Consider the following 20,234-nt stretch of genomic DNA (forward strand, 5'->3'; position numbering starts at 1 on the left):
GCCTCGCTATTCTGTATTCATTATATGAATAGCTCGAGAATCAACTCTACAAAAAGTCGTAAAACAGGTACGGTTTAACGGCACTCGTCACACTACTAATGATTATGAAAGCAGCTCACTCAGTGTCAAAGGTGATTGGGTCAGCTCTAATACCTGCGCAGCTGTTTTGCCTTCTTTATTCTGATAGCACAAATTATGCCAGGCCCTAAATATGTCTAGCATTGGGAGCAAACCACCTGGGCGTAGTTTACGTCTAGGTTCGTTGATAAAGCTCTCAAACAGCGTTTCAAAACGATTCTGATAAAAAGCGGTTTGGCGAATAGATGCAGTTCTAAGCCATTGTTTTGGCTGGCTGTTAGTCCCAGCAAGATAGCAGATACCTTTGGCGGCCTTATTATGAGTGGTGATTGCCCAGCGATCTCGCCACCAGCCCATATGAACAATGTCAATTTTCTCAATAGCATAGTCTGGTTGCCAAGCCTCATCTTCTTCAACGTACAAAAGGTCGACATTTTGACGTTGAATCCGCGCTAAACAGACACTCAGTGCCGCCGAACGCAATACCGGGTCTTGTGGCATATAAATAGAAACCTGACGGTCGTTTTGGCACATATCTAGTACATGTAAAAAGTGCGCATAGGAGGTGTAGGGAGGGCGGATCAACGCGCCTTTCGATGGATAGTTGAACACGGTTAAGTTGCCCATAGGATCTTCAACATTACCGCGCGCGAGTATGGTCTGATACTGTTGGTCGATACGCTCGCGCAACAGTGGCGAGGGGCTAGGTGTCGGCATGTTGGCTTCCGACGAGTGGTCGCGAGACACAAAACGTGCTGGAAACTTATAGGGGTCGTGGTCAATTTCACCAGTAGGTTCTTCTTGAGCGGAATAGTTGACATGCTGGCATAGAATGTAACCACTGTGCGCTTCCCCGGTCGCTATCCAAAGTACACCATTGTTACTTTTTGGTTGCAACGAGATGTAATGCGACGCCAACTCATAGCTGGCCGCGTGGTTGACCCATCGGGCATCAAACATGGCCAGCTTGCGTCGACAACGGCTCGCGATGTGATCGAGGTGGTCGTAGAACGTCTTTGGATTGATCTCTAGCTTGCGGCATATTTCGCGCACCGAATAGCCCATAAAGAGCAAACCAAGGAGGTTTTCTTGAAACTGTAGTTTTTTGTTGGCACCAGACCACTTATCAACAAACGTTGACTGGCAGGCTTTACAGCGATAGCGCTGGCGGTCGCCGCTGTAGCCAAAAGCGTGGTAAAGGTGTTTGTGGGTGTGGACCGATAGGCCAAAGTTCTCACACTCGTCATTACGACAAGCCGGCAGGCCATCACTGTGAAGGTGACGTAAACGATGTAACTCGTTTAACACCTCTTGGTTGTTAAGTAAGGGGGGGAAAGCACCGCACTCCCGACAAACCATCGCAGGTCGTTTAGGGTTCGCATGCTGCACAACGTAACGATGTGCATCACTCAATCCAAAGTTGTTACACGCCAATGTTTTACAAAAGTTGAGCTGTAACCCGTCTGCTTCCTTTGGCAGTTTGCCAGTCGTCACTATCTCCCCCTCGGGATTATTCTGGCCACCACAAGATCTCTGGTGGCAAGTTGGAACTCATTAGATGTTGATCGCTGTTTCTAGTGCGACTTTCATCATGTCGTTGAATGACTTCTGGCGCTCTTCAGAGCTCAGTTTCTCGCCACGGATAATGTGGTCTGAAACGGTCAGAATGGTGAGCGCTTTTGCGCCTAAGTCTGCTGCTACGCCGTAAATGCCTGCAGCTTCCATATCGACGCCTAGAATGCCTAGTTTTTCCATTTTCTCGAAAATGTCAGCTTCTGGAGTGTAGAAAAGGTCCGCTGAGAATACGTTACCAACTTTAACCGGTACTTCTTGAGCGCGCGCTTGGTTTACCGCTTCCTCAAGTAGGCCGTAATCTGCAATCGCTGCGAAGTCATGGTTATTGAAACGGATACGGTTGACTTTCGAATCTGTCGAAGCACCCATGCCGATGACAACGTCCATTAGGTTGACATCGTCGCGTACCGCACCACAGCTACCCACACGAATCACATTTTTTACGCCGTATTCAGCGATCAGCTCGTGCACGTAAATACAGCATGAAGGAATGCCCATACCGTGACCCATGACCGATACTTTTTTGCCTTTGTAAGTGCCTGTGAAGCCAAACATGTTACGAACATCACAAACTTGCTGTACATCTTCAAGAAACGTTTCAGCAATGTACTTAGCACGAAGCGGGTCGCCTGGCATGAGAACCGTTTCAGCGAAATCACCTGGGTTTGCATTAATATGTGGGGTTGCCATAGTCAATACTCCAATTTTATTAGTAACTCATGGTTCTAATTACTAATTATGTTGATTTTGAAAAATCTGTTGAGGCAATACTAGCGGCATCTAGGTTCTTCCCGTGAGATGTGAGTCACAGAAACCAGCGGAAAGTGAGTGTGAATGTTGGTATATAACTAAATCTGTTGGAACTGATTGGGCAATCGATTCGTAAAATCGTTTGCTTTGTGATGTGAACCAAAATCGTTTTAAGGTCGTAACTGATACACAAAATTGTACAAATATTTTTTTTGTACACCCATCAAAAGTTGTGCTAAAAGTTATACAAGATAAGAAGTTGTATAATACAGCAATGTCAAGGAGCCAGTCATGGACCAGCAAATAAAAATCGGCATCAGCTCTTGTGTACTTGGTGAGAAGGTACGTTTCGACTCTGGACACAAAATCAGTAAGTTTGTGACCAAAGAGCTCGCGCCCTACTTTGAGTTTGTTCCGGTCTGCCCGGAAGTAGGGGCTGGCATGCCCGTGCCACGTCCAACGATTCGATTAATCTCCGACCAAGAGCGGATTGCATTGGTGGAAACGAAGGACCCAAGCAAAGACCATACTGACACTATGATTCACTACTCTAAAAACAAAGTTGCTGAACTTGAGTCGGAGAAGCTGTGTGGATATATCGTCTGTGCAAAATCGCCAACTTGTGGCATGGAACGCGTGAAGATTTACAGTAAAAACAACTCTGAAGCGATCGGCGTCGGCCTTTATACTAACGAGTTGATGAAGGCGATGCCTTGGTTACCAGTAGAAGAGGACGGTCGTCTCAATGACCCAGTGCTCAAAGAAAACTTTATTACTCGCATTTACTCGCTGAATGACTTCTACCAGTCGATGGGTGATGAGCCAACGCGTGGCAAAATTGTTGCCTTCCATTCGCGTTATAAGCTGACGCTAATGGCACATCATCCGGCTTCGTACAAGGAGTTGGGAAGCTTAGTCGCTAATATTAAAGACTACGACATCGATGAGTTTTACCAGCTCTATCGTTTGGGCCTGATGAATGCGATGTCACATCGTGCAAGCCGCAAGAACAACACCAATGTTTTGATGCATATTCAAGGCTATTTCAAGCGTCATCTAGACAAAGAGCAGAAGCAAGAACTGCGTCGAGTCATTGATGAATACCGTGAAGGGCTGCTGCCACTATTGGCACCGTTAACACTACTTAAGCATTATCTATCGACACACCCTGACGAGTATTTGGCTGATCAGGCGTTCCTTCAACCTCATCCACAGGAGCTGCGTTTACGTTATGGATTGTGAGAAAAAGCTGTACGCAATTCGAGAAGTTTCAGAGATCACTGGCGTTAAACCCGTTACATTGCGCGCATGGCAAAGGCGCTACAGCTTGGTACAGCCTCAACGCACGGAAAAAGGGCATCGTTTATACACCGACCAACATATCGCGTTGATTGGTGAGATCCAAAGCTGGCTAAGTAAAGGTGTGCCGATAGGCAAAGTTAAAGCGATTCTCGGATCGAATACCGACAGTGGCGCAGAAACGCTCACCACAAGGTTTCAACTTGAAGAGGTGGCAACATTTCTGCAAGCGCTGGCTGATTTAAATAAAGGTAAAGCGGACTCTATCGTCAGTACCGTGTTAAAGGAGTACCCTCTCGATGTGGTTGAAAGCCAATTCCTTCAACCCGCAGAAAAAGCCTTGTCTTTGGTACGTTTTGGCTTGCGATCGATTCAAAAGGGCATGATGGACGCTATTTTGTTTGCTCGTTTGAGTTCGATTATCGAGGCAGAGAACAAAGCCGCCAGAGCAGGACGTTGCTTGTTTATCAGCTATGATTCAGTCAATGATATTGGCTCACGATTGTGGGCGATGAAGTTGTCTGAACTAGGCATGAGCATAGTGATCATTGATGGCGTAGACGACCTATCTGGGCTGATAGAACATCACGGCTTAAACAGTTATCACGCTCTAGCGCTATATAGTTCGCGACCATTGAACGCCGCACAAGGGGCGATTGTTGAGCGTATTCAAGAGTGCTTTACAGGTAAGGTGCTGCTCTCTGAACTGATAGAAAACGAGAGGGTAGAATGAAACTAGTTTGGTTGCGCAGGGATTTACGCGTTGAGGACAACAGCGCTCTGTATCACGCCTGCACGAGTGGTGAGCCGGTTGTCGCGATCTACGTTGCTACGCCAGGGACTTGGCAACAACATCACATGGCGCCGATACAAGCGGACTTGATCTACCGCCGTTTATTCGAACTGCAAAAAGATCTTAATCAGCACAATATTCCGCTTATCTACACTCAGGTTGAAACTTTTACCGAATCAGCGCAGCTCGTTGCCAAGCTTGCGCTGGAGCACTCGGTCACGGGTGTTTACTTCAATAAAGAGTACGAGCTGAACGAAGTACAGCGGGATGGCCAGCTTGTCGACTTGCTCGCAGAAAGTGAGGTGGAATGGCACACTTTTGATGATAAGTGCCTACTGCCACCAGGCAGTGTAAAAAACAAACAGGGTGACTATTTTAAAGTATTTACACCGTTTAAACGCGCTTATTTGACCACCATGTACCAGTCTCCTTGGCGGGTGACAAAGATTCGCCCCGTCGCTAACCCAGCGATTTGGAACGATAGTACCGTCAGTGAGTTATCGCTGCAGTCTCGTTTTGACTATCCTCGCCAAACCAGTGAGGGGTACGTGGTCGACACAGAGAGTATTATCGAGCAGTTGCGCGAGTTTGAGCGTAATAGTGCCGAAGTTTATGATAAGCAAAGGGACTTTCCATCCATCTCTGGTACCAGCAAGCTTTCGCCTTACTTGGCCATCGGTGCCTTGTCGGTTCGTCAGTGCATGGCAAGGTTAACCTACCAACAGCCTTTACCTCTAACCGGAGGGCGTGAGATTTGGCAAAGTGAATTGATTTGGCGAGAGTTTTACCAACATCTGATTTACTTTGAAGACAAGCTCAGCAAAGGGCGCAGTTTTACACCGTGGGGCGATGCTTTGCTCTGGAAGAATAATCCAGCTCTTATCGAAGCATGGAAAACTGGTAATACGGGCTATCCGATCGTTGATGCGGCTATGCGTCAGCTCAACAATACAGGCTGGATGCACAATAGATTGAGAATGATCGTCGCCAGCTTCTTAGTTAAAGATCTCCATGTAGATTGGCGAATCGGCGAAGCGTACTTTATGTCTAAACTGGTGGATGGCGATTACGCCGCCAACAATGGTGGATGGCAATGGTGCGCATCGACCGGTTGTGATGGTCAGCCTTACTTTCGTATTTTCAACCCCGTGACGCAAGGGGAGCGCTTTGATCCTGAAGGCCACTTTGTGTGTACTTGGATTCCTGAGCTGGCTAAGTTGCCGAAAAAGTGTATTCACCAACCTTGGAAAGCCCCCAATGCTAAAGCTCTGTCATATCCGGCACCAATAGTTGATCATAAGACCGAAAGGGAGATAACCTTAGCTCTCTACAAAGAAGCCAAGGATAATGGGAATGGTGCGTAAATTCATCGCATGGTGCTGTTTGATAAGCTCGCCGCTGTTTGCAGCGACCTATGATTTGCCGATTGAAGGCAGCAGTATTGTTGGTCGAACCCAGTTTCATAAAGTTGAAGCGGGTGAAACACTGGCGAATATTGCCAAACAGTACGATGTTGGCTTCCTCTCGTTGATGGCGGCGAATAAAGGGGTCGACCCGTTTCTGCCCAAAGAGGACTACGTACTGACCATTCCCACTCAAATCATTCTACCCAATGTTGAGCGTCAGGGTATTGTGATCAACTTAGCCGAGTTACGTCTTTACTACTTTGAACCTGAAATTAACAAGGTACACATTTTTCCTGTGGGTATTGGTCGCATTGGTCGAGACACCCCTGAGATGGAAACGCGTATCAGCCAAAAGCGTCCAAACCCAACTTGGACACCGCCAGTCTCGATTCGCAAAGAGTATTTGGCCAAGGGGATTGAACTACCGGCAGTGGTTCCTGCGGGCCCAGACAACCCACTGGGTGAGTATGCCTTGAGGCTAGCGCATGGCGTCGGCGATTATCTTATCCACGGCACTAATAAAGATTTTGGTATCGGTTTACGCGTGAGCTCTGGGTGTATTCGTATGGAGCCCAAAGACATTGAGTGGCTGTTTGCCCAAGTGGAGCTCGGAGAAAAGGTTCGAGTGATTAATGAACCGATTAAAATCGCACTGGAGCCGGATAGAAGTGTATTTCTTGAAGCACATGAGCCGTTGACTCGCAGTGATGGTGTGAAAAAAGATCTCGAAGTCCCGATGGAGTTGAGTTGGTGGCTAGAGGAATTTGACCACTCTGATGTTAAAGCCCGTGCGGCCATACTGGCGCAAAATGGTGTGCCTGTAGAAATCGTCGCTTCATCATTGCTTAATTAGATAGAAAAAAAGAGGGTCAGCATGCTGACCCTCTTTTTTGAAGACTTATTACTTAGTGTAAGACTGAGCAATGTTGTCGATACGCTCGTTAGCGCGTGCTGCTTCTTCTTGAGCTGCCATTGCTGAGTCGTTCGATTTACGTACTTCTGATTGTAGAGCTTGAACGTCTTGGCTTAGTTGGCTTACTTGATTGCTTAGCTCATCCATTTTTGCTGTTGTTGCTTGGTCTGGACCAGCAGCACAACCGGCTAGTAATAGAACAGAAGACGTTGCAGCTGCGATCAACATTTTGTTCATAGAGAACTCCTTGCATGTATAAGTATCAATAAACGCCCTATAACTTCTGAATCTTATAGTGACGTAATCAGTGTAGCTCTAATTATAGGCATGCTGAAGCATGACAAAGTCAAAAAAACCCAAGATTTTAAGCAATTATCGAATTAGTTGATCAATGTCTCATTGGCGAGAGCAATCATTGCAAGGCTATCTATGGGGCGATTTGAGCGCCGATTTTCCCCGCAAGTTTATTTTCTGTGATCTCTATCCTCTTTCATTGAATACAGTTATCATAGCCTGTTTTCATTATATTCGTGTTTATTCGGCACCATTTGACGTCGTGCCAACAACACATAGTTCAATTGGAGAATACTTTGCAGTTTAAAGATTTAGGCTTAGACAATCGCTTACTTAAAAACTTGAAACATTACGATTTTAAGCAAGCAACAGAGATACAGCAGCGTGCCATTCCTGTGGCGATCGCCGGTAAAGATCTGTTGGCTTCTTCAAAAACAGGTTCAGGTAAGACGCTGGCATTTGTTCTACCTATGTTACACAAGTCTTTAAAAAACAAAGCCTTTTCTGCTAAAGATCCTCGCGGTTTGATCTTGGCACCTACTCGAGAGTTGGCAAAACAGGTGTACGGCGAACTGCGCTCAATGCTGGGCGGCTTGTCGTACGATGCTACCTTGGTGGTTGGTGGAGAAAACTTTAACGATCAAGTTAAGGCGTTGCGCCGTTTTCCTAAATTTATTGTTGCAACGCCAGGGCGTCTTGCCGACCATCTCGAGCATCGTTCTCTGTTTCTCGATGGATTAGAAACCCTAGTGCTGGATGAAGCGGATCGTATGCTGGATCTCGGTTTTGCCCCTGAGTTACGTCGAATTCACAAAGCCGCAAAACATCGCCGTCGTCAGACATTGATGTTCTCAGCCACATTGGATCATACCGACGTCAATGAGATTGCCAGCGAGATGCTCGATGCCCCGAAACGTATTGCGATTGGCACCGGCAGTGAAGAGCACAAAGATATTACTCAGAAGTTTTACTTGTGCGATCACCTTGACCACAAAGAAGCGATTCTTGAACGCGTGTTGAACGAAGCCGAGTACAAGCAGGTGATCATCTTTACTGCGACTCGAGCGGATACAGAGCGTCTTACAGAGAAACTTAATGAGAAGAAACTCAAAGCGATCGCTTTGAGTGGGGGCCTAACCCAAACCCAGCGCAACACCATCATGAGCCAGTTTGAACGTGCCGTTTTTAAGATTCTGGTGACCACGGATATTGCATCGCGAGGCTTGGACATCGCCAACGTCACTCATGTGATTAACTTCGATATGCCTAAACACAGCGAAGAGTACGTACACCGTGTGGGCCGTACCGGACGTGCGGGGAACAAAGGTGATGCCGTTTCGCTGGTGGGGCCAAAAGATTGGGACAGTTTTAAGCGTGTCGAAACTTTCTTGCAGCAAGATCTCGAGTTCTCTGAACTCGAAGGTTTAAAAGGCAAATTTAAAGGCATTAAACCCCGTAAACCCGATTTCCGCGCTAAAGGTAAAGCGGTGAAAAAAACCAAGCCTCAAGCGAAGAAAGCGGCCAAAAAGCCAGTTAAACGCGATAAGAGCTTCCACCAAAATATCGCGGTGGGAGACAGTGTATTTATTCCGAAAAAAAAGGTCGCACCTAAGAGTGACGACGAATAGCGAACAATAAAAAGGGTTGCCATACGGCAACCCTTTTTGTTTTGGTGGCGTTTAAACTTTAAAAAAGCCTAATTGCTGCTTTTGATTTTCAGCCAGTGTCGATAGCTCTTGGCTCGCTGCCGCGGCTTGAGTAATGCCAGTGACATTTTGACTGACGAGTTCATAGATGTTGCCTAGGTTTTGGTTCACGTCTGAGGTGACTTGCCCTTGCTCTTCCGAAGCCACCGCGACCTGTGCATTCAGCGAGGTCAGCTCTGAAATCGAGTCACTGATGTCTTTCAATGCTTGGCTAACCTGAGTCGCTTGTTGTTGGTTTTGCTCTAGCATGCTCAAACTAGACGTCATGCTATCATTGGCACTACCAGATTGATGTTGCAGCTCTTCAATAATGGTTTGAATTTCTTTGGTCGACTCTTGAGTGCGTGCCGCAAGCATACGAACTTCGTCGGCGACCACGGCAAATCCGCGTCCACTTTCACCGGCACGAGCAGCTTCAATCGCGGCATTGAGCGCCAGTAAGTTGGTTTGCTCTGAAATCCCCTCAATCACTTCAATCACTTTGCCTATCTGCTCTGACTGCTCTTTTAGGCTGTTGACGACATTCGCCGCTTGCGTCATCTGTTCTGCCATCTTGGCGCTTTCACGTATATTTTGCTCGAAGATAGCCAAACTCTGTTTAGCCATTGTGTTTGCATTGCTCGATGCCGCATCAGCGAGATTTGCGTTTTGGGTGACTTCGCTGGCTGTGCTTTCCATCTGATTGATGGCGGAAGCGACCTGTTCGACTTCGTTCTTCTCTTGATCTGAGTTGGCGCTTGATTGGGTCATCACGGCGGCAAGTTCGGTAGAAGCGGACGCAACGTCAACACTGATACGTACCAAAGAGTCGACGGTTCCTTTGAGCTGAGCAATGGTGACGTTGAAATCACGTGATAGTGCGGTGATCTCGTTATTGCCTTGTTCCGCGACTGTGACGCTCAGGTCGCCTTGTGCCAGTTGTGTCATGGCATATTGAAGCTGTTTGATCGGTTTAACAATAATGCCAGCGAGTAACCAGCTAATGACACAAGCTGCGAGGAGCACCAGTATCAGGCCTACGATTGAACTGGTCATCACATTTGAGTGGATGGCTTCATTGTGGCTGACCTCTTGAAGCGCCAGTTTATTGAGTTGTTGTGACAGGGTATCGATAGCCTCAACCATGGCACGACCTTTATCGCGATAGACAGAAGAGGCTTGGTCATATTGGCGTTGAATGTCACTAGAGATGTCTGCTTGGCCGTGAATGACGGTAAGCAGAGGGATCATCGTGTTGATGGAATAGTTGACGTAGTTGTCAATTGCCACTTCCATTTGTTCGGTTTGCTTTTGTAAGCCGTCAACTTGGTTGAGTGAGTCTAACAACCTTAAGTTATCACGCTGCTTGGCTTGCAGAGTCGCGGTCAGTTGGGCCACATCCTCTGCGCGAAACAAACTATAAATCGCCTTAATGCGCATCGCGTATGTATTGTCGATGATTTTAGTTAGTTGGTCTTTTTGGTTGATGACGGCTTCTGTTGAAACGGTCACCTGTTTAAATGCGTGCTTTAACGAGCTGGTGCTGTAGCTGATGCCTGCTATTAGCAAGAGCAGGGTAAACAGTACGGGCACCACGACCTGTACTTTAATCGATAAGCCACTAAGTAACTGGCGCATTAAGAATCCTCTTCGATAAATAAATTGAGTCTATTGTTATTAGTATGAGAATGATTCTAATTTCTTATCGTTATATTTCAACCTAGAAATTAAATCGATGAAATAAAATTTGAACAGACGTTATGCAACTTGATTTTTCTTTCTAATCAACAGGTTGTTTTGTGTTCAATTGGAAGGTTTGTCAGGCTTTTACAAGATGGTGCTCAGTTTGCTGAGCCAGCATTGCGCGAGTTAAAGCGCAAGTATCGCTGTCATAGAGGCTTCAACGAAGTGAAACACAACTGTCATATTTGAGTCCTAAAGTGGTCAGCGTTCAAGTGAAACACAACGGCAATTCAGCCACTAAAGGAAATTGTGATGAAAAAGACAGTAATCGGTGCAATCGCACTTCTAGGCGCAATGGCAGTGACTTCAGTTTCTGCTAAAGAAACGATCTCTGCAGTGGGTTCTAGCAGCGTAACTCCACTGATGGAAGTTTTCTCTGAAACATACATGAAGTCTAACTCTAACGTATTTATCGAAGTTCAGGGCCCAGGCTCTTCTGCTGGTGTTAAAGCAGCGAAAAACGGTAGCGCTGACTTGGGTATGTCTTCACGCAACTTGAAAGCGTCTGAAAAAGAGCCTGAGCTCAAGGAAGAAGTCATTGCACGTGACGGTATCGCAGTGGTCGTTAACCCAAACAACAAATTGTCAGGTCTAACGGCTGAGCAAGTGACCGCTATCTACAAAGGCGATATCACTAACTGGAAAGACGTGGGTGGCGCAGACAAACCAATCGTAGCGATCACTCGTGATACTGCATCAGGTACTCGTGGTGCATTCGAAGACATCATGAAGCTGAAGAAGAAAATCTCAGGTAAAAAAGTGTCTGCCATTTCGCAGCGCGCTCAGGTAGCGAACGGTAACGGTGCGCTAAAAACGATGGTAGCGTCAAACCCATACGCGATTGGCTACATTTCACTAGGTACAGTTGACAACACAGTCAACGCTCTGGCTATTGACGGTACACCGGCTTCTGTAGACAACGTGAAAAACGGTTCTTACAAGGTAGCACGTCCATTCCTAGTGCTATACAAAGAAGGCAAACCATCTGCTGAAACTCAGAAGTTCCTAGACTGGATGCTAACACCTGAAGCTCAAGAGCTTGTTGAGAAAAAAGGTTACATCGCAGTTAACTAATTTCTTCAAACCTCATTTCATTTGCTCAGCCCAACTTTTCGGGCTGAGCGTTTTCAATCCAATTCGTTGTTGCTTCGGCAGCTCTCGGACTGTGAGATTTAAAAATGACCATCGCAAATAGTGAAAAGCTTATGAGTACTGAAGCGACTTCCTACACTAAGCCAGGTTTACGCCGCCAAAAACGTATTGACTGGAAAGAGCGCATCTTTCATGGCCTGTTTTTAACCAGCGCTGCTATCGGTATTGTTTCCCTAGCAGTGATCGCTTACTTCATTATTAAAGAGAGTATTCCTGCGTTTCAGGAAGCGGGCGTGTCAGGCATCGTGCTTGGGCAGGATTGGCTACCGCCAGCGTTATATGGCGTAGCGACGATGATCGTTGCATCGGTTGTCTCAACCTTAGGGGCAGTGGTCGTCGGTGTGCCAATCGGTGTGCTTACGGCGATCTTTATTGCCGAAATAGCGCCAAAGCGAGTGGCGGATGTGATTCGCCCTGCGGTTGAGCTGTTGGCTGGTATTCCCTCTGTAGTGTACGGCTTCTTTGGCCTCGTTATCATTGTTCCTCTTATCCAACAGATCTTTGATGTGCCCGCAGGTAATACCATTTTGGCCGGTATTATCGTGTTGGGGGTAATGATCTTACCGACCGTGATCACGGTTTCTGAAACCTCGATTCGCGCGGTACCACGAACCTATAAAGAGGGCTCACTCGCGTTAGGCGCTTCAAAGGTTTACACCATCTTTAAATTGCTCGTTCCAGCGGCACGTAGCGGTATTATGACAGGGGTTATTCTCGGTATTGGTCGTGCGCTGGGTGAAACCATGGCGATCATCATGGTCATGGGCAACGCACCAGCGATGCCACAAGGGATCCTGGATTCGGCACGGACATTAACCGCTAATATTGCGATTGAAATGTCGTATGCGAGTGGTATCCATGCCAATGCACTGTATGCGACAGGTGTGGTGCTCTTGGTGTTTATCATGTCTCTAAATGCAGTATTGCTTTACTTGAACCGTGAGAAGGCGAGGTAATGACGATGTCGACAACGAACAGTACAGCTAACGCTCAGAACAGAGCGAAGTTAAAAAAATCTCGCCAGACCAAAGACAACATATTGAATGCGTTCGTGTGGGCTTCAGCGGCGCTCACCGTCGGGTTTTTGTTCTGGATTATCTGGTACATCTTGTCCAACGGTTTGCAACACGTTGATTGGAACTTTGTGACGGACAATTACACCGCGACAGGGGAAGAGAAAGGCATCTTCCCAATGATTGTCTCGACCATCTACATGGTTATCGCGTCTATAGCCGTTGCCGCGCCACTTGGGATCATGACCGCGATTTACCTCACAGAGTACGCCAAAGTAGGCAGCCGACTGGTCAAAGTGATACGCTTTTGTACCGAATCACTGGCCGGTATCCCATCGATCATTTTTGGTTTATTCGGTATGACCTTCTTTGTAGCGATTCTTGGGCTCGGTTTTTCTATCCTTTCGGGGGCATTAACGCTGAGTATTCTCATTCTACCTGTGATTATTCGCACCACAGAAGAGGCACTAATGGCAGTGCCACAAACTTATCGTGAGGGCTCCTATGCGCTTGGCTCTTCAAAGATCTACACGATATGGCGTTTAATTCTACCCAGTGCGACCCCGGGTATCTTAACCTCGGTGATTCTAAGTATTGGTCGTGTCATTGGTGAATCTGCACCTGTCTTTTTGACGGCAGGTATGGTGGCTCGAGTGCCAGACTCATTGCTCGACTCAGGGCGCACCCTCACCGTTCACCTTTATAAGCTGACGACAGAGCTGTTCACTATCGAAGAGTGGAATCAAGCCTACGGGACAGCGACAGTGCTGATAGTTGTGGTCTTATTGATCAACATGACAACTAAACTCATCGCGAGCCGCTTCAACAAAGCCACGTATTAATCGCACTCAGCACACGGCAAGAATGTAAAAGAATTTGAGAGATCAACAAAATGAACAAGTTTGATATTGAAAACCTAGACCTATTTTACGGCGAGAACCAGGCGCTGAAATCGATTAATCTGCCAGTCCCAGAGCGCCAAGTTACCGCGTTGATTGGCCCGTCTGGTTGTGGCAAATCCACTTTACTACGCTGTTTAAACCGTATGAACGACCTCATTGAAGGGGTCAAGATTACCGGGCGATTAGACATGGATGGTAACGACATCTATGGCAATATTGATGTTGCTGATTTGCGTATCAAAGTTGGCATGGTTTTCCAGAAACCCAACCCATTCCCAATGAGCATTTACGAAAATGTGGCTTATGGCTTGCGCGCACAAGGTATCAAAGATAAAAAGCACATTGATGAAGTAGTGGAAAGTTCACTGCGTGGCGCAGCGCTGTGGGATGAAGTGAAAGATCGCCTAAAATCCCATGCCTTCGGTTTGTCTGGTGGACAGCAGCAGCGCTTATGTATCGCACGTACGATTGCAATGCAACCCGATGTTATCCTCATGGATGAACCCACATCAGCGCTTGATCCGATAGCGACGCACAAAATTGAAGAGCTAATGGAAGAGCTGAAAAAGAACTACACCATTGTCATTGTCACTCACTCAATGCAGCAGGCGCGTCGTATCTCCGACCGTACCGCTTTCTTCCTGATGGGAGAGTTGGTTGAACACAATGATACCCAAGTCATTTTTAGCCAGCCGCAAGACGACCGCACACGCGGTTATGTCAATGGTGACTTCGGTTAAACGGTTTACTGGTAAGATAAATTATAACTATAAGCGATGGTACTTTGCCCCTCTTGATGAGGGGCTTTTTTATGGTTCATGGTATTGGTTCGCTTGGTTTTCTCTCTAGCCGGCAATGGTGGTCAAGTGTATAGATTAAGGTGTTTGTTCCATGAGTTAAGGCGAGTTGAATAGGAAACGCTGAGCCTGTTAGGGATAGGCCTAAGCGAGAGTTTGGGGTTAGAGAGCTACTCATTGAACTGGTCGCCGTGATGGTTATTTTGCTACCTTGTGGCGTAGTTTGTTGAGTCGTAATCACCAGTTCAATAGATCCCGTGCGCACTTCACACGCCATATGCGCGTGGTCTGACAATTGGAGGTTATTGATGCCTTCTAGGCTAAAAGAGCCAACCGACAAAAATAATAAAGCGGCGCCAAATAGCGCCGCTTTTGATTGAGAGAACATCTTCATGAGAGTTAGTTCTGAATGATAGTCACAGCATTGTTGTTTGAAGCGTAACCTGTCACCATCGCTGAATCATTCGAATTCTGCCATACCGAAATGTTGTTATCGCTAGATTGAGACAATTTTACTGTTGTGTCTGAGTAGTAAGCCGTTTGCGTAATGCCGATCTCATTACCATCACTAAAGCCGCTGACGGTTACGTTTGCGTCGTTGTCAAAATGTTGATCGATGGTGATCTCATTACCGTCACTGCCCCAGTAAACACTTACATTCGCCTCGTTGAAGAAGTCTTGTCCTACCTTCACTGAGTTGCGATCAGAGAAAGCAGAAACAGTGACATTCGCGTCGTTGTCATATGTTTGCAAGACTTTGACTTTGTTTCGATCAGAATAACCAGTGACGTTAACATCAGCTTCGTTTTCACGAGACTGACCGATTTTTACCTTGTTACGGTCAGAATAACCGGTGACGTTGACGTCAGCTTCGTTGTGCTCCGTTTGAGCGATATTAACTGTATTGCGGTCTGAGTAACCACTGACTTCTACCGCTGCTATATTGCGGTCACTTTGACTCACATCAACAGTATTCAAGCTGCTCGATGTTACGTAGATCTCTGCTCTGTTGACGTCGCCAGACTGAGCAATGTCTAAATCGTTGCGTTTGTTCAAGTCTCCTTGGGTCAAAATGCGACCTTTGTTTTCATCGCCGATTTGGCGAATGTCAAACTCAGATCGTTGAGCATTGGTCGCATTCACTCTGGCTAAGTTATTGTTACCTGTTTGGTAGACATCGGTAGAGTTTTTGAGAGTCTCAGTCATATAGACAAACGCGTCGTTACCTTTATCTGGCGAGGCGTGTGATGTGTGCTGCTCAATCGTTACCGTATCACCGACAGCGTACTGCAATTGAGTTGTCGCTTCATTACCCGCATAGGCGGTGCCTGAAGCTAAAATAACTGAGATTGTAATAGCTAGCTTTTTCATGAATAGATCCTTTATTTGTCCATTTTTTTGATTTAATCCTTTATGTTAGGCATCACTGCTTAACATAAATACCGCGATTCATATTGTTAAAGATGACGATGGCGTCGCCGCCGTCTTGAGTGATACCGTAGTGAGAGTTTCCTCTGTCTACGATTAATGCAAAGTTATCGTTGTTTTCTTGAACAATACTGATATCGCTACCTTTGCTCGTATTGGAGCAAGCGAGGCCACGACATTGTCTTAAATAGGCCAGGTTGTTGCTGCCACTTTGGCTGATATAGCTATTGTGGCCAAACCCAGCTTGCTCAATCTTTGCGTAATTATCTTGTCCTTCAGATTGCTCAATCACAGCGAGGTTACCCGCCCCCGATTGAGATATCGCCGCCTTGTTTCCACTTACGTTACTCTGTACGACCTTGGCCTTGTTGGTTGCACCACCATGATTGTATTGAGTAATAAGCACTTCGGAATCAAAGGCGTTGTCTAATACGACCTCTGCGTGGTTATTGGTCGCCAGATTCATTTCAGCCAGTTCTGAATACACGACAGAACCTTGAGTATTAAATTCACCAAATTCTGTCGACATTTCATCTGAGTAGCCGAACTCATCGTGATCTGCATAGACAGTTGTCGCTAAAAAGAAAGATAAGACAACAAAACCGATTTTATTCCATATTTGATTTTGCACCTTAACCTCCGAGCAGAGTTGGAATGATTGCCGAACTCGGATTAATTATGGATTTAAGCGTGTGTTTCGCAATCAACTTAAAACTGAAAAATTAGCGACTTAATTTTGTTTTAGGATTAGCCTGATATCATATTTGACACAAATTAGTTTATTTACTTACACGAAAGAAATGGAACTAAAGTTTATTTACATATCTTAAGTGCATAATTTTCAATGATTTAATGTATTTGTAATTTCTGGGTTTATTAATGGATGTGTCTGTTTTAATGTGTGAATTGTGAGATTTCTTATGTATTAAAAATGAGATTATTTAATTTGACCTTTATTAGCCATTTTATTTTTATTGTTACTTGCTATAAATTACACACTGAATATTAAAATGACATAGCAGTGAGTAAATGCATTGAAATGAAATCATTTGAATTTAAATTAGCTGCGTTTATTTTAGCGAATATGCTTTGTCCTATATTAGTGGCAGGAGAGAGTCCTCTCGAAAAACAACCGCCAGTAGAACATAGGCAAGAGTCGCACTTTCTCGAAAATGAAGTCGATGGCCTTATCATCGATCGAACGATTACTCGTCTGGGTGATGACTTCTACTTCTTTTTCGCCCAGTTTCTTAATGAACGCCATGGTTCATTAAAGGAAAACCTAACGGTGAAGGAACGGCCTACTGCGTTGTCAGGCAGTATTATTACCGTACTGCATCGAGATAAGGTCATTTATCGCACTGCATTATCGCCAGGCCGAAAGCAGGCCGAGGATAAAGCTAAACAAGCCATGAATGCCGTGACGTCATATCTGATTCGCTGGAAAGCACGAGTGACGTATCAAGATACATTCGACTTGGAACGAGACGAGTTTTAAAAGGATTGATTATGAAGCTAAAGCGATTTGTGGTGGGCACGGCCGTTTCCTACCTATTTACCTGTTCTACACTAGCGACAGAGCTCGTTTATACTCCCATCAATCCTAGCTTTGGCGGAAATGCGCTCAACAGCTCTCATTTGTTTGGTGTCGCGAATGCCATCAATGACTACCAAGCGCCGTTAGATGAATCTGGTTTCGAGAGTGAGTCATCGCTTGAGCGACTTGCCAATAGTCTCGAGTCACGTTTGATCAGCCAGTTATTGGCCGATGTAGGGAATGGCAATACCGGTCAGCTCGAAACCGATGATTTCTTTCTTAATATTGTTGACGATAACGGGTCTTTGGTTGTTCAAATCGTTGACAAAGTGTCTGGTGAATCCACTGAAATCAAAGTTGCTGGTTTGAATCCAGATCAGTAGAGCGAGAGAAACAATGAAAACAATACTAGCAGCATTGATGATAGTTGGTTTAGTCGGTTGTTCAAATTCGATGACGATTCCAGATGCCGACCAAGCGCCGACGTTGATGCCGAGAGGGGCAAGTTATCAAGACTTAGTACAACTGCCTCAGCCGAAAGGCAAGATTCTCGTTTCCGTTTACGACTTTCGTGACCAGACTGGGCAGTATAAGCCACAACCAAACAGTAATTTCTCAACGGCCGTGCCGCAAGGAGGAACCGCACTACTGACCGCCTCATTGCTCGATTCTAATTGGTTTATCCCGTTAGAGCGTGAAGGTCTGCAAAACCTGTTAACAGAGAGAAAAATTATTCGTGCGGCGCAAAAAAAAGGCCAGGCAGGGATTAACCATGGTGATGACTTGGCGGCATTGAGTTCTGCCAATGTTGTGATTGAAGGGGGGATCGTCGCCTACGATTCGAACATCAAAACAGGTGGAGTCGGGGCGCGATATTTGGGCATCGGCTCATCAGGTAAGTACCGTACCGATCAGGTAACGGTCAATTTGAGAGCCGTAAACGTGACAAGCGGTCAGATCTTACTGAGTGTGACGACGAGCAAGACGATTTACTCGCACGAACTGACGGCAGGTGCCTTTCGCTTTATCGACTATAAAGATCTGCTCGAGGTTGAGATGGGGTATACCAATAATGAGCCAGTTAATGTTGCGGTCATGTCTGCGATTGACTCGGCGGTGATTCACCTTATTGTTCGCGGTATTGGAAAAGGGTTGTGGAGCCCAGAGAACCGTGATGACCTGCAAAACCCGCTAATTCAGAAGTACGCACGTCAGACCCACCAAATTCTCTAACTGACGTTGAGATCCGCTTTTTTTGCGTGCTTCTGTGAGTACATTTTGCTGTCAGCGATAAAAATTAACTCGTTGGCGCTGATAGCATCTTGTGGATAACACGCTTTACCAATACTTGTCGTGACAGCGGCCCGAATCCCAGAGTCTATTGTGACTGCGCTCTCTACGAGTTGATGGATTTGAACAATGAGTTGGTGCAAGTCGTTTTCATTGCCCGCATCGATAACCATGGCAAACTCATCTCCACCAATCCGGTAGCTGTCAGCGTCTAAGGTCGTCAGCCTAGAGGCAATGGTTTTTAATACTCTGTCCCCCGCTTGGTGTCCGTAGCGATCATTAATCGGTTTAAAGCTGTTGAGGTCAAGCAGTAAGAAGCTAAAAGGGTTTTGGCGGTCAATACGAGCCGAGAGGTCTTCAAATAACGCCAAACGGTTACCGATACCGGTTAGGGTATCGGTTAACGACTGCTGGCGGTGAATTTGCGATTCTTTATGGAAGATATAGGTTACTAACAACACCCCGAGGATCAGCAACAGTAAGGTGGTGAGTAGCATGCCATTGAGTTGTTTTGCTTGCGCGAGTTGGTTGAGATAGCTAGGACTTTGGACTTTAAAGTGCGTGTTCACATACTCAATCATACTCAAGTAGAGAGCATTGAGGTCATGACTTAGCATTGAGGCATAGTCAGGTTGGTTGATAAGCTCAAGCTGTGATTCAAGTTGTTTATATTGATTGAACAGGTCTGTGAAAAACACCTCGGTGCTTGGTTGCCTGATAAAGGACTGTGCTTCTTGGCTGGTGAGTAGAATGTCAAAGCGGCTCCAAGTCAGTTCATACTTCAGTTGCGCTTTTTGATAAACGGTGGGGTCAAGAGGCGCGTAGGGCACAATAGCATTGAGCTCAGAAAACTCTTTATTTAACTGAAATAGGAACCATGTTGCTTGACTTTGTCGTTCAGTAAAGGACTTCACATGCTCGCTTGTCGCAGACACTACGTAAAGATTAGCAAAGATCATCGCACCGCTAAGCAGCAATAGAAGATACTTAGCGCGTTTTAGGACGAATAGCTGTTTGTGCCTACTTTTATTCACTCTGCTCACTTTTGTGTATCAATATTTCATCGATTTGCCATACCATTTGCGAATGGTAGGTGGCGTTATCAATACTCGGATACCTATCCAGATTAAAGACCAGCCAGTAAGGGCCTTTATGTCGAACTCTAATATTTTTGTGGTCCATCTGATAGGCCACTATTGGTTGATAGCGTTGAACATCTTCTATGATTGTAGTCGCACCATAGTCATTCAGCGCGATAAAAGAGACGGCGCTGACATTATCAATGTCGAGGTAATCAAGTAATTCGCTGACTTTGAAGCCGCTAAAGTGGTGTGAGCGATCAAACCAAGGCAATTGAGTGGTGAACTCTGTGGCAGAAAATTGTTCGACAATGCTTTGATGCGTTAGCGTGATAGGTGGTTGTTGGTCAATCCGAATGACCAAATCCTGGCTATAGACTCGAAAAGCGATAACGAACATCACTAAGATAGTGGCGAATCTCACAGGTCCCTCCTTAAGCCTCTTTAATAACACCTTTGTTAATAAGTATATGTTGAACTGAGGTCAAAGAGAACGATTA

The 20,234-nt window shown here is 45.9% G+C and carries 21 protein-coding genes; 12 read left to right on the plus strand and 9 right to left on the minus strand.

From position 1 onward, the window contains the following. Positions 1 to 102: 102 nt before the first annotated feature. Both FCU94_RS18270 and deoD read right to left on the minus strand, forming a co-directional pair. Positions 103 to 1,572: an IS1 family transposase gene (locus FCU94_RS18270; RefSeq protein ID WP_176289895.1), complete on the minus strand. Its 1,470-nt coding sequence runs from the start codon at positions 1,570 to 1,572 to the stop codon at positions 103 to 105. Between the two features lie 60 nt (positions 1,573 to 1,632). Continuing rightward, entirely contained in the window at positions 1,633 to 2,343 is a 711-nt protein-coding gene (deoD, locus tag FCU94_RS18275) for a purine-nucleoside phosphorylase (protein WP_176289896.1), read from the minus strand. 351 nt (positions 2,344 to 2,694) lie between these two features. On the opposite strand from deoD, the gene FCU94_RS18280 reads away from it, so the two are divergent. From FCU94_RS18280 to FCU94_RS18295, 4 genes are read left to right on the plus strand one after another with little or no spacing between them, the layout of a single operon-like run. Further along, positions 2,695 to 3,645, plus strand: coding sequence for a YbgA family protein (locus FCU94_RS18280; RefSeq protein WP_176289897.1), 951 nt, complete (start codon positions 2,695 to 2,697; stop codon positions 3,643 to 3,645). Continuing rightward, the gene (locus FCU94_RS18285) at positions 3,635 to 4,435 is read left to right on the plus strand and encodes a MerR family transcriptional regulator (protein WP_176289898.1); all 801 of its coding nucleotides are present in this window, start codon (positions 3,635 to 3,637) and stop codon (positions 4,433 to 4,435) included. The genes FCU94_RS18280 and FCU94_RS18285 overlap by 11 nt, the downstream gene beginning before the upstream one ends. Further along, on the plus strand, positions 4,432 to 5,859 hold the full coding sequence (phrB, locus tag FCU94_RS18290; protein ID WP_176289899.1) for a deoxyribodipyrimidine photo-lyase: 1,428 nt from the start codon (positions 4,432 to 4,434) through the stop codon (positions 5,857 to 5,859). Before FCU94_RS18285 ends, phrB begins: the two co-directional genes overlap by 4 nt. After that, positions 5,849 to 6,754 carry a L,D-transpeptidase family protein gene (locus tag FCU94_RS18295; RefSeq protein WP_176289900.1) on the plus strand — a complete coding sequence of 302 codons (906 nt, stop codon included), beginning with the start codon at positions 5,849 to 5,851 and terminating at the stop codon, positions 6,752 to 6,754. Before phrB ends, FCU94_RS18295 begins: the two co-directional genes overlap by 11 nt. Positions 6,755 to 6,802: 48 nt before the next feature. On the opposite strand, the gene FCU94_RS18300 is transcribed toward FCU94_RS18295, so the two are convergent. Continuing rightward, positions 6,803 to 7,051, minus strand: a complete 249-nt coding sequence (locus FCU94_RS18300) for an Lpp/OprI family alanine-zipper lipoprotein (protein ID WP_176289901.1) — start codon at positions 7,049 to 7,051, stop codon at positions 6,803 to 6,805. A gap of 341 nt (positions 7,052 to 7,392) precedes the next feature. Between FCU94_RS18300 and FCU94_RS18305 the strand changes: the two genes are divergently transcribed. Continuing rightward, positions 7,393 to 8,736 carry a DEAD/DEAH box helicase gene (locus FCU94_RS18305; protein WP_176289902.1) on the plus strand — a complete coding sequence of 448 codons (1,344 nt, stop codon included), beginning with the start codon at positions 7,393 to 7,395 and terminating at the stop codon, positions 8,734 to 8,736. Between the two features lie 51 nt (positions 8,737 to 8,787). On the opposite strand, the gene FCU94_RS18310 is transcribed toward FCU94_RS18305, so the two are convergent. Then, entirely contained in the window at positions 8,788 to 10,431 is a 1,644-nt protein-coding gene (locus FCU94_RS18310) for a methyl-accepting chemotaxis protein (protein WP_176289903.1), read from the minus strand. A gap of 357 nt (positions 10,432 to 10,788) precedes the next feature. Between FCU94_RS18310 and FCU94_RS18315 the strand changes: the two genes are divergently transcribed. From FCU94_RS18315 to pstB, 4 genes are all read left to right on the plus strand, one after another. Beyond that, positions 10,789 to 11,610, plus strand: coding sequence for a phosphate ABC transporter substrate-binding protein (locus FCU94_RS18315; RefSeq protein ID WP_176289904.1), 822 nt, complete (start codon positions 10,789 to 10,791; stop codon positions 11,608 to 11,610). 104 nt (positions 11,611 to 11,714) lie between these two features. Further along, positions 11,715 to 12,644 carry a phosphate ABC transporter permease subunit PstC gene (gene pstC / locus FCU94_RS18320; RefSeq protein ID WP_176289905.1) on the plus strand — a complete coding sequence of 310 codons (930 nt, stop codon included), beginning with the start codon at positions 11,715 to 11,717 and terminating at the stop codon, positions 12,642 to 12,644. 5 nt (positions 12,645 to 12,649) lie between these two features. Next, positions 12,650 to 13,543: a phosphate ABC transporter permease PstA gene (gene pstA, locus FCU94_RS18325; protein ID WP_176290089.1), complete on the plus strand. Its 894-nt coding sequence runs from the start codon at positions 12,650 to 12,652 to the stop codon at positions 13,541 to 13,543. A gap of 50 nt (positions 13,544 to 13,593) precedes the next feature. Next, positions 13,594 to 14,343 carry a phosphate ABC transporter ATP-binding protein PstB gene (gene pstB / locus FCU94_RS18330; RefSeq protein ID WP_176289906.1) on the plus strand — a complete coding sequence of 250 codons (750 nt, stop codon included), beginning with the start codon at positions 13,594 to 13,596 and terminating at the stop codon, positions 14,341 to 14,343. A 76-nt stretch (positions 14,344 to 14,419) separates the two neighbouring features. Here the strand turns inward: pstB and FCU94_RS18335 are convergent, their stop codons facing one another. The 3 genes from FCU94_RS18335 to FCU94_RS18345 are packed head-to-tail and all read right to left on the minus strand — an operon-like array spanning position 14,420 to position 16,459. Then, complete coding sequence (locus FCU94_RS18335; RefSeq protein ID WP_176289907.1) at positions 14,420 to 14,794, minus strand: hypothetical protein; 375 nt, start codon at positions 14,792 to 14,794, stop codon at positions 14,420 to 14,422. A 5-nt stretch (positions 14,795 to 14,799) separates the two neighbouring features. Continuing rightward, positions 14,800 to 15,771, minus strand: a complete 972-nt coding sequence (locus FCU94_RS18340) for a curlin (protein ID WP_176289908.1) — start codon at positions 15,769 to 15,771, stop codon at positions 14,800 to 14,802. Between the two features lie 52 nt (positions 15,772 to 15,823). After that, positions 15,824 to 16,459 (minus strand): curlin subunit CsgB, encoded by a 636-nt coding sequence (locus FCU94_RS18345; protein WP_369597273.1) that lies wholly within the window; start codon positions 16,457 to 16,459, stop codon positions 15,824 to 15,826. Positions 16,460 to 16,867: 408 nt separating this feature from the next. Between FCU94_RS18345 and FCU94_RS18350 the strand changes: the two genes are divergently transcribed. The 3 genes from FCU94_RS18350 to FCU94_RS18360 are packed head-to-tail and all read left to right on the plus strand — an operon-like array spanning position 16,868 to position 18,598. After that, positions 16,868 to 17,326: a curli production assembly/transport protein CsgE gene (locus FCU94_RS18350; protein ID WP_176289909.1), complete on the plus strand. Its 459-nt coding sequence runs from the start codon at positions 16,868 to 16,870 to the stop codon at positions 17,324 to 17,326. Positions 17,327 to 17,337: 11 nt separating this feature from the next. Then, a complete protein-coding gene (locus tag FCU94_RS18355; RefSeq protein WP_176289910.1) occupies positions 17,338 to 17,748 on the plus strand; it encodes a curli assembly protein CsgF in 411 nt (136 codons plus the stop codon). Positions 17,749 to 17,761: 13 nt separating this feature from the next. Further along, complete coding sequence (locus FCU94_RS18360; protein WP_176289911.1) at positions 17,762 to 18,598, plus strand: CsgG/HfaB family protein; 837 nt, start codon at positions 17,762 to 17,764, stop codon at positions 18,596 to 18,598. Here the strand turns inward: FCU94_RS18360 and FCU94_RS18365 are convergent. Next, complete coding sequence (locus FCU94_RS18365) at positions 18,595 to 19,689, minus strand: GGDEF domain-containing protein (protein ID WP_369597274.1); 1,095 nt, start codon at positions 19,687 to 19,689, stop codon at positions 18,595 to 18,597. The two genes, FCU94_RS18360 and FCU94_RS18365, sit on opposite strands and share 4 nt — an antisense overlap. After that, positions 19,682 to 20,134: a hypothetical protein gene (locus FCU94_RS18370; RefSeq protein WP_176290092.1), complete on the minus strand. Its 453-nt coding sequence runs from the start codon at positions 20,132 to 20,134 to the stop codon at positions 19,682 to 19,684. Before FCU94_RS18370 ends, FCU94_RS18365 begins: the two co-directional genes overlap by 8 nt. Positions 20,135 to 20,234 lie beyond the last annotated feature (100 nt).

The organism is Vibrio sp. JPW-9-11-11, assembly GCF_013369335.1.
In the GTDB taxonomy this organism is placed as follows: domain Bacteria; phylum Pseudomonadota; class Gammaproteobacteria; order Enterobacterales; family Vibrionaceae; genus Vibrio.

Coding starts and splice junctions, on each gene's coding strand:
- deoD (WP_176289896.1), bottom strand. CDS start 2,343: ATGGCAACCCCACATATTAATGCAAACCCAGGTGATTTCGCTGAAACG.
- FCU94_RS18280 (WP_176289897.1), top strand. CDS start 2,695: ATGGACCAGCAAATAAAAATCGGCATCAGCTCTTGTGTACTTGGTGAG.
- FCU94_RS18285 (WP_176289898.1), top strand. CDS start 3,635: ATGGATTGTGAGAAAAAGCTGTACGCAATTCGAGAAGTTTCAGAGATC.
- phrB (WP_176289899.1), top strand. CDS start 4,432: ATGAAACTAGTTTGGTTGCGCAGGGATTTACGCGTTGAGGACAACAGC.
- FCU94_RS18295 (WP_176289900.1), top strand. CDS start 5,849: ATGGTGCGTAAATTCATCGCATGGTGCTGTTTGATAAGCTCGCCGCTG.
- FCU94_RS18300 (WP_176289901.1), bottom strand. CDS start 7,051: ATGAACAAAATGTTGATCGCAGCTGCAACGTCTTCTGTTCTATTACTA.
- FCU94_RS18310 (WP_176289903.1), bottom strand. CDS start 10,431: ATGCGCCAGTTACTTAGTGGCTTATCGATTAAAGTACAGGTCGTGGTG.
- FCU94_RS18315 (WP_176289904.1), top strand. CDS start 10,789: ATGAAAAAGACAGTAATCGGTGCAATCGCACTTCTAGGCGCAATGGCA.
- pstC (WP_176289905.1), top strand. CDS start 11,715: ATGACCATCGCAAATAGTGAAAAGCTTATGAGTACTGAAGCGACTTCC.
- pstA (WP_176290089.1), top strand. CDS start 12,650: ATGTCGACAACGAACAGTACAGCTAACGCTCAGAACAGAGCGAAGTTA.
- pstB (WP_176289906.1), top strand. CDS start 13,594: ATGAACAAGTTTGATATTGAAAACCTAGACCTATTTTACGGCGAGAAC.
- FCU94_RS18335 (WP_176289907.1), bottom strand. CDS start 14,794: ATGAAGATGTTCTCTCAATCAAAAGCGGCGCTATTTGGCGCCGCTTTA.
- FCU94_RS18340 (WP_176289908.1), bottom strand. CDS start 15,771: ATGAAAAAGCTAGCTATTACAATCTCAGTTATTTTAGCTTCAGGCACC.
- FCU94_RS18350 (WP_176289909.1), top strand. CDS start 16,868: ATGAAATCATTTGAATTTAAATTAGCTGCGTTTATTTTAGCGAATATG.
- FCU94_RS18355 (WP_176289910.1), top strand. CDS start 17,338: ATGAAGCTAAAGCGATTTGTGGTGGGCACGGCCGTTTCCTACCTATTT.
- FCU94_RS18360 (WP_176289911.1), top strand. CDS start 17,762: ATGAAAACAATACTAGCAGCATTGATGATAGTTGGTTTAGTCGGTTGT.
- FCU94_RS18370 (WP_176290092.1), bottom strand. CDS start 20,134: ATGTTCGTTATCGCTTTTCGAGTCTATAGCCAGGATTTGGTCATTCGG.